The 7112-nt window shown below is 68.8% G+C and carries 7 protein-coding genes and 1 riboswitch; all 7 genes read left to right on the top strand.

The window, feature by feature from the left end:
- Window positions 1-628: 628 nt before the first annotated feature.
- Window positions 629-722, top strand: a riboswitch (Fluoride riboswitch).
- A 71-nt stretch (window positions 723-793) separates the two neighbouring features.
- The gene (gene crcB / locus ASG87_RS05090; RefSeq protein ID WP_056001795.1) at window positions 794-1180 is read left to right on the top strand and encodes a fluoride efflux transporter CrcB; all 387 of its coding nucleotides are present in this window, start codon (window positions 794-796) and stop codon (window positions 1178-1180) included.
- Between the two features lie 13 nt (window positions 1181-1193).
- The gene (locus ASG87_RS05085) at window positions 1194-1532 is read left to right on the top strand and encodes a DUF190 domain-containing protein (RefSeq protein ID WP_056001792.1); all 339 of its coding nucleotides are present in this window, start codon (window positions 1194-1196) and stop codon (window positions 1530-1532) included.
- A gap of 43 nt (window positions 1533-1575) precedes the next feature.
- Window positions 1576-2694, top strand: a complete 1119-nt coding sequence (gene cfa, locus ASG87_RS05080) for a cyclopropane fatty acyl phospholipid synthase (protein WP_056001789.1) — start codon at window positions 1576-1578, stop codon at window positions 2692-2694.
- 168 nt (window positions 2695-2862) lie between these two features.
- On the top strand, window positions 2863-4305 hold the full coding sequence (locus tag ASG87_RS05075; protein ID WP_056001786.1) for an MFS transporter: 1443 nt from the start codon (window positions 2863-2865) through the stop codon (window positions 4303-4305).
- Between the two features lie 506 nt (window positions 4306-4811).
- Complete coding sequence (locus tag ASG87_RS05070) at window positions 4812-5210, top strand: YciI family protein (protein ID WP_056001783.1); 399 nt, start codon at window positions 4812-4814, stop codon at window positions 5208-5210.
- Between the two features lie 63 nt (window positions 5211-5273).
- A complete protein-coding gene (locus ASG87_RS05065; RefSeq protein ID WP_056001781.1) occupies window positions 5274-6050 on the top strand; it encodes a hypothetical protein in 777 nt (258 codons plus the stop codon).
- A 128-nt stretch (window positions 6051-6178) separates the two neighbouring features.
- Complete coding sequence (locus tag ASG87_RS05060) at window positions 6179-7054, top strand: TraB/GumN family protein (RefSeq protein WP_056001778.1); 876 nt, start codon at window positions 6179-6181, stop codon at window positions 7052-7054.
- Window positions 7055-7112 lie beyond the last annotated feature (58 nt).

Below are 7112 nucleotides of genomic sequence, written 5' to 3'. Positions count from 1 at the left end.
GATCCAGTGGCTTCAGGCCGCACCAGGCAAAGGCACTGGATTCCGGCCTGCGCCGGAATGACGCCGCGTAAATCCATGCCTGGGGCATTTGGGTAGTAGCGCGCGACGGCATGCGCTCATGTCCCTGCCCAAGCCCGCTCTCTGCGCATCCTCAGTTCAGGCATGGCCCCCCATCCGGCGTGAACNGATCCAGTGGCTTCAGGCCGCACCAGGCAAAGGCACTGGATTCCGGCCTGCGCCGGAATGACGGTGCGTAAATCCATGCCTGAGGCATTCGGGTGGTAGCGCGCGACGGCATGCGCTCATCTCCCTGCCCAAGCCCGCCTCTGCGCATCCTCAGTTCAGGCATGGGCCCACCCATCCGGCGTGAACCCGTCATCCCAGCGAAGGCTGGGATCCAGCGGCTTCAGGCCGCACCAGGCAAAGGCACTGGATTCCGGTCTGCGCCGGAATGACGCCGCGTAAATCCATGCCTGGGGCATTTGGGTATTCGAGCCGCACAAGGCAAAGGCGCTGGATTCCAGCTTCCGCTGGAATGACGCCGCATGGGAAGACCATGCGGGATTTCCCTCGCCGCCGCCGCGGCCGCGCCCCGCTTGGCCCTGCCCCGGCCCATCGGCTAGCATGCGTCGCACAGGGAGATGGCATGCCTCCCGTTCCCTCGTGGAACGAACCGCCCCACGCCTTGACCGATCGACGGGGTTGATGATGCCTGCATCACCGGAGCGTTCCGGGTGCAGGCGCGTGCCTGTTTCCGCGGACGTCCAGACGGCTTTCCAGCAAGGAGACTGACGTGGGCTACACCGGATTCATCGCGATCGGCATCGGCGGCGCCATCGGCTGCTGGCTGCGCTGGCTGCTCGGCCACCTGCTGAGCCCGATCTTCCCCACCGTGCCGCTGGGCACGCTCGCCGCCAACCTGATCGGCGGCCTGCTGATGGGCTGCGCGATGGGCGTATGGGACCACTTCCAGACGCTGCCGGCCGAGCTGCGGCTGTTCGTCTTCACCGGCTTTCTCGGCGGCCTGACCACCTTCTCAACTTTTTCCGCCGAATCCTCCACCCTGCTGCTGCGCGAGCAATACCTGTGGTTCGGCGCGCACGTCGCCCTGCACCTGGTCGGCTCGATCAGCCTGACCGTGCTCGGCATCGTCCTCACCCGCAGCCTGCTGCGCCACTGACCGGAGTCGGACCATGACCCAGGAAACCATCCAGCACGGCCTGCAACTCACCTTCTACTGCCATCGCCATACCCGCCACGACGGCATGCTGCTGTCCGAGTGGCTGCTGGAGCAGGCCAAGCGGCACGACCTCGGCGGCGGCTCGGTGTTCCGCGCCATCGCCGGCTTCGGCCGCCATGGGGTGCTGCACGAGGAGCAGTTCTTCGACCTCGGCGACGACCTGCCGGTGAAGGTCGAGTTCCTGCTCCGGCCCGAGCAGGCCGAGGCGCTGCTCGCCCTGGTGCGCGAAGCCGGCGTGGACGCGGTGTATGCGCAGGCGCCGGCAAGCTTCGCCCGGCTCGGCGCGCATTGAGCGCAGGCCGGGAGACCGTTTCTTTCGTCGCGAGAGGCAGGACATGAGCCAGGATTCACTGAAGCAGCGCGCCACCGCCCTGCTGGCGCAGGCCGGCATCCACATCGACGGCGACGCGCCGTGCGACCTGCGCGTGCACGACGACCGGCTGTACGCGCGCGTGTTCGCCCACGGCTCGCTCGGCCTGGGCGAGGCCTACATGGACGGCTGGTGGGACGCCGACGACCTGCCCGGCCTGTTCACCCGCCTGCTGGGTGCCGGACTGGACCGCGAACTGAAGACGCTGGACACCCTGATCGCCCACCTCAAGGCGCGCTTCATCAACCTGCAGCGCGGCGAGCACGCCTACGAGATCGGCCGCGCCCACTACGACCTCGGCAACGACCTGTTCCAGGCCATGCTCGGCCAGCGGCTGGTGTACTCGTGCGGCTACTGGGCCCGGGCGGGCAACCTGGACGACGCCCAGGAAGCCAAGCTCGACCTGGTCTGCCGCAAACTGCGGCTCAAGCCCGGGCAGCGCGTGCTCGACATCGGCTGCGGCTGGGGCGAGGCGCTGAAATTCGCCGCCGAGCGCTACGGCGTCGAGGGCGTCGGCATCACCGTCTCCAACGAGCAGGCGCAGTTCGCGCGCGAGCTGTGCGCCGGCCTGCCGATCGAGATCCGCCTGCAGGACTACCACGAGATCGACGAACGGTTCGACGCGGTGTTCTCCATCGGCATGTTCGAGCACGTCGGCGCGCTCAACTACCGCGCCTACTTCGAGACAGTGCGCCGCTGCCTGAAGGAGGACGGCCTCTCGTTGCTGCACTGCATCGGCAGCAACAGCGAACCGGCGCGGCCCGACCCGTGGATCGAGAAATACATCTTCCCCAAGTCGGTGATCCCCGCCGCCAGCCAGGTCGCCGCCGCGCTGGAAGGCCTCTTCGTGGTGGAGGACTGGCACAACTTCGGCACCGACTACGACCTCACCCTGACCGCCTGGCGCGAGAACTTCGACGCCGCCTGGCCCGCCCTGGCGCACCGCTACGACGATCGCTTCCGCCGCATGTGGCACTACTACCTCGCCGTCTCCGCGGCGGTGTTCCGCAGCCGCCGCGACCAGTTGTGGCAGCTCACGCTCAGCCCGCACGGCGTCCCGGGCGGCTACCGCGTGCCGCGCTGAGCGGGCGGCCTTCGCGCTCCCCGTCCCGCAGCTCCGGTACGCGGTGACCGGCCCGCGCCCATGGGCCGGCATCGCACCAGGCACGCCCGTGGGCGAGCCATGCGCGCGGATGCCGCGCGGCCGGCCGCGTCCACGCGCCATCCACTCCGCGCCCGCTAGCTTCGGCGCATGCCATCCCGATCCGACGCGATGCCGGATGCCGCCGTCGCCACCGACGTGCCGGCGCGGCTTGACCGCCTGCGCTGGGGCCGCTTCCACACCCTGGTGGTGCTGGCGCTGGGCATCACCTGGATACTCGACGGGCTCGAGGTCACCCTCACCGGCGCGATCGCCGGCGCGCTGAAGGCCAGTCCGGTACTGCGCCTCACCGACGCGCAGGTCGGCCTAGCCGCCAGCGGCTACCTGGTCGGCGCGGTGGGCGGCGCGCTGCTGTTCGGCTGGCTGACCGACCGGCTCGGCCGCAAGCGGCTGTTCAACGTGACGCTGGGGCTGTACCTGGTCGCCACCGCGCTCACCGCGCTGAGCCCGAACCTCGCGGTGTTCGTGCTGCTGCGCGCCCTGACCGGCGCCGGCATCGGCGGCGAGTACGCCGCGATCAACTCGGCGATCCAGGAACTGATCCCGGCGCGCTATCGCGGCCATACCGACCTGGTGATCAACGGCAGCTTCTGGCTCGGCGCCGCGCTGGGCGCGCTCGGCTCGATGCTGCTGCTCGATCCGCGCGTGCTGCCGACCGAGCTGGGCTGGCGCTGCGCGTTCGGCATCGGCGCCGTGCTCGGCCTTGGCATCCTGTGGCTGCGCCGCTACCTGCCGGAAAGCCCGCGCTGGCTGATGCTGCACGGCCGCGTCGACGAAGCCGCGCGCATCGTCGGCGACATCGAACGCCGCCACGGCGCGACCGCGCCCGCATCGCCGCTGCCCCTGCTGCACCTGCGGCCGCGCGCCCTGCGCTGGGGCGACGTGACGCGCACCCTGCTGCGCGACTATCCGGGGCGCACCGCCGTCACCCTGGTGCTGATGGCTGCGCAGGCATTCTTCTACAACGCGATCTTCTTCACCTATGCGCTGGTGCTCGGCCGCTTCTACGGCGTGCCGAACGAGCGCATCGGGCTGTACATCCTGCCGTTCGCCGCCGGCAACTTCCTCGGCCCGCTGCTGCTCGGCCGGCTGTTCGACAGCCTCGGCCGCCGGCCGATGATCGCGCTCACCTACGCCCTGTCCGGCGCACTGCTCGCGCTCATCGCATGGCTGTTCGAGCGCGGCCTGCTGGACGCCGCCACGCAGACGCTGGCGTGGAGCGTGGTGTTCTTCTTCGCCTCCGCCGCCGCCAGCTCGGCCTACCTCACCGCCAGCGAAAGCTTCCCGCTGGAACTGCGTGCGCTGGCGATCGCGCTGTTCTACGCCGTCGGCACCGCGCTGGGCGGCGTGGCCGGGCCGTGGCTGTTCGGCACGCTGATCGGCAGCGGCGAGCGCAGCGCCATTGCCTGGGGCTATCTGGGCGGCGCCCTGCTGATGCTGCTCGCCGCAGGCGTCGCCTGGCGCTGGAGCGTGCGCGCCGAGCGGATGCCGCTGGAATCGGTGGCGCCGCCGCTGTCCCGCCGGGACGGGTGACACGCCGGCAGCGGGCCGATGGCGCGTCCGTTGGCGCCGCGCGGCAGCGGGCCAGGTGACGCAACGACTGCCTCCATCGGAATGCGCGATGCTCCGGCAACGGCTGGCCTCCTTCAGGCCGAACTTGCCTCATGCGCCGGGCGGCAGGATAGTGCGGGCCTCGTCATGCGTTGGGGGACCGCGATGAAGCGACTGCCGCCCGGCCTGCCCGGCCCTGCTCGGCCTGGGACATCCATGCACCGCATCGGTCACGACAATATGCTCGGCGGCGCCGTGAAGATGATCCGATCACCACGCCCAAGGACTCGTCCCCATTCGTTCCGAAGACATGCACTGCCCCGGGCCACGCCAACACCAATCGGTAGTGGCGGCCGCGCTCCCGTAGCAGCCACCGTCCGGCGCAACGTCGATACCTACACCGTACCGCCACAGCCTTTCCGGGCCATGCAACATTGCCGGCCACTGCCGGGACGCATAATGACCTACCGATGGGACAGGCCACGAGCATGAACGACTCTTCTCCCTCCACCGCCGAATACCTCGTCATCTCGCGCGGGCAATGGCACGAGGACCTGACGAGCGACGAGATCCAGGCCGCCATCGATGCGTTCTACGACTGGCACGGCCAGCTCGTCGCGGCGGGCAGGATGCGCGTCGGCCAGCGGCTTGCGCGTGCGGGCAAGCGGGTTTCGGCCAGGGGAGTGATCGACGGTCCGTTCGCCGAGAGCAAGGAGATCGTCGGCGGCTACTGGTTCATCGTCGCGGAAAGCCTCGACGCGGCGGCCGAACTCGCCGCGGGGAATCCCTGCCTGGCCTGCGGCCTGTCCTTCGAGATCCGGCCGATCGAAACGGCGCGGGCGAGCGCCGATGCGATCACTTCGGAAACGCCCGGCCACAGCGACTAGAGGCAAGCCGGCGAACCGACCCCAGATCCGCCGCAACGATCCGACTCTTCTCGAGGAGAAACCATGGACGCCAAGGATCCGAACGACTGGGTGGCACGCCTGAACGGCCCAGGCAGCAGCCTGCTCGCTCCCTTCAGCAGCGAGGCGACGCGCAAGGCCGGCCGGCAACTGGTCCTGCTTTCGGCACTGACGATCCTGCTGTCGGGAGGCCTCGTCACCTTCGGTGAAGGCACGTTCGCCGGCCTCAAGTTCGCACCGTCGAAAATGGTCGCCGTGGTGACGCTGGCCGGACTGGCCTGCGCCTATTTCGCGATCCTGTACGTCCTCGATCTCTACCGCGACTACCAGGCCGCCCGGTACCAGAGAATGCCGGCGCTGGTCGATTACCAGCGGCTGAAAGACGAAGCCTTGGCGCAATACAACGCGAAGATGGAAAAAGCCGACTTCCTCGCGACAGAGACACAGCGTCTGTTGCGAGAGCGAACGGAAAAGCGCATCCAGTTAGGGCTTGATGCGCCATTGCCGCACTACCCATCGCTTTCGGGCGGGGCGATCGACGATATCGAGGCGCAACTCGCCGTCCGCGAAGCGGACAGCCGGCAAAGACAGCGCGCCATGGACGAATTTTCCGACTACTGCCGCAACGATGGCCTGGATTCCTTGCAGCAGGAGCAAATCGGCCTGGCCGTCGATCGCAGCATCACCGCTCGCTTCGAGGCCTTGCTCTCCCTGATGCGGACCACCGCCCGTCTGGACCGCTTTCGACTGGTCACCGAAGTCGTCTTCCCCATGGGCCTGGCACTGTTCGCGATCATCGCCGTACTGCGCCACGGCCTTTGATCGGACAACGCCCGGATGACCGTACGAAAAGGGCCAGCCGTTTCACCGCTTATCGCGGCCTGGCGGTCATACAAGCGCGTCGACGCGGGCGATTGATCGCACAACCGCTTGCCCCGACACTTCCAGGCATGAAAGCCCGCCTCCTCCCGCGCCTGCTCGCCTGCCTCGCCCTGCTCCTGGCCAGCCTTCCGGCAGCGGCGAAGCCCGCGCTGTGGGTGCTGAAGGACGCCGACACCACAATCTACCTGTTCGGCACCGTGCACCTGCTGCCCAACGACACCGACTGGCACTACCCCGCCCTCGACAAGGCGCTGGCGGACAGCCGCACGCTGTACATCGAGCTGACCGACGACGACCCTGCCCACATGGCCGCCCTGGTGCTGCGCTACGGGTTGGACACCGCGCACCCGCTGTCGACCCGGCTGACCCGGGCGGAAATCGCCAAGCTGGAGGCCGCGGCCAAGACCGCCGGCGTGCCCGGCGGCCTGCAGGCGCTGAACGTGATGCGCCCCTGGCTGGCCGCGCTGACGCTGGCGGTGACGCCGCTGATGAAGGCCGGACTCGATCCCGAACACGGCGTGGACAAGCTGATCAAGGGGCAGATGGGCCGGGCCGGCAAGACCGTGCTCGGGCTGGAGACGGCCGAGCAGCAGATCCGCTTTCTCGCCGACATGCCGCCGGCCACCGAGCTGGCCTTCCTGCGCTCCACCCTGCGCGAGACCGACCACGCCACGATCGAGCTGAAGCAGATCGTGGACGCCTGGAAGAACGGCGACGTCGCCACCATCGGCAAGCTGGAAGACGAACAGATGCGCCAGCGCGAGCCGAAGCTCTATCAGCGCCTGCTGGTGACGCGCAACAAAATCTGGGCCGGCAAGATCGCCGCCATGCTCAAGCAGCCGGGCACCGTGTTCGTCGCCGTGGGCGCCGCCCACCTGGCCGGCCCGGACAGCGTGCAGGCGCAGCTGAAGACCCGCGGCATCGCCACGGAACGTCTGCCCTAGGGTGTGTCATCAATTATCCGAATAGGCGATGCTAGTCGCCCCCTTCGTTTGCCCGCGC

The sequence above is a fragment of the Frateuria sp. Soil773 genome, assembly GCF_001428405.1.
Classification (GTDB): domain Bacteria; phylum Pseudomonadota; class Gammaproteobacteria; order Xanthomonadales; family Rhodanobacteraceae; genus LMSL01.
The sequence above is the reverse complement of the archived record's forward strand: the minus strand, read 5'-3'. Positions and strand labels throughout refer to the sequence as shown.

What these genes read in the sequence shown, in the direction of transcription:
- ASG87_RS05085 (WP_056001792.1), top strand. Translation starts at nt 1,194, where the DNA reads ATGACCCAGGAAACCATCCAGCACGGCCTGCAACTCACCTTCTACTGC.
- cfa (WP_056001789.1), top strand. Translation starts at nt 1,576, where the DNA reads ATGAGCCAGGATTCACTGAAGCAGCGCGCCACCGCCCTGCTGGCGCAG.
- ASG87_RS05075 (WP_056001786.1), top strand. Translation starts at nt 2,863, where the DNA reads ATGCCATCCCGATCCGACGCGATGCCGGATGCCGCCGTCGCCACCGAC.
- ASG87_RS05070 (WP_056001783.1), top strand. Translation starts at nt 4,812, where the DNA reads ATGAACGACTCTTCTCCCTCCACCGCCGAATACCTCGTCATCTCGCGC.
- ASG87_RS05065 (WP_056001781.1), top strand. Translation starts at nt 5,274, where the DNA reads ATGGACGCCAAGGATCCGAACGACTGGGTGGCACGCCTGAACGGCCCA.
- ASG87_RS05060 (WP_056001778.1), top strand. Translation starts at nt 6,179, where the DNA reads ATGAAAGCCCGCCTCCTCCCGCGCCTGCTCGCCTGCCTCGCCCTGCTC.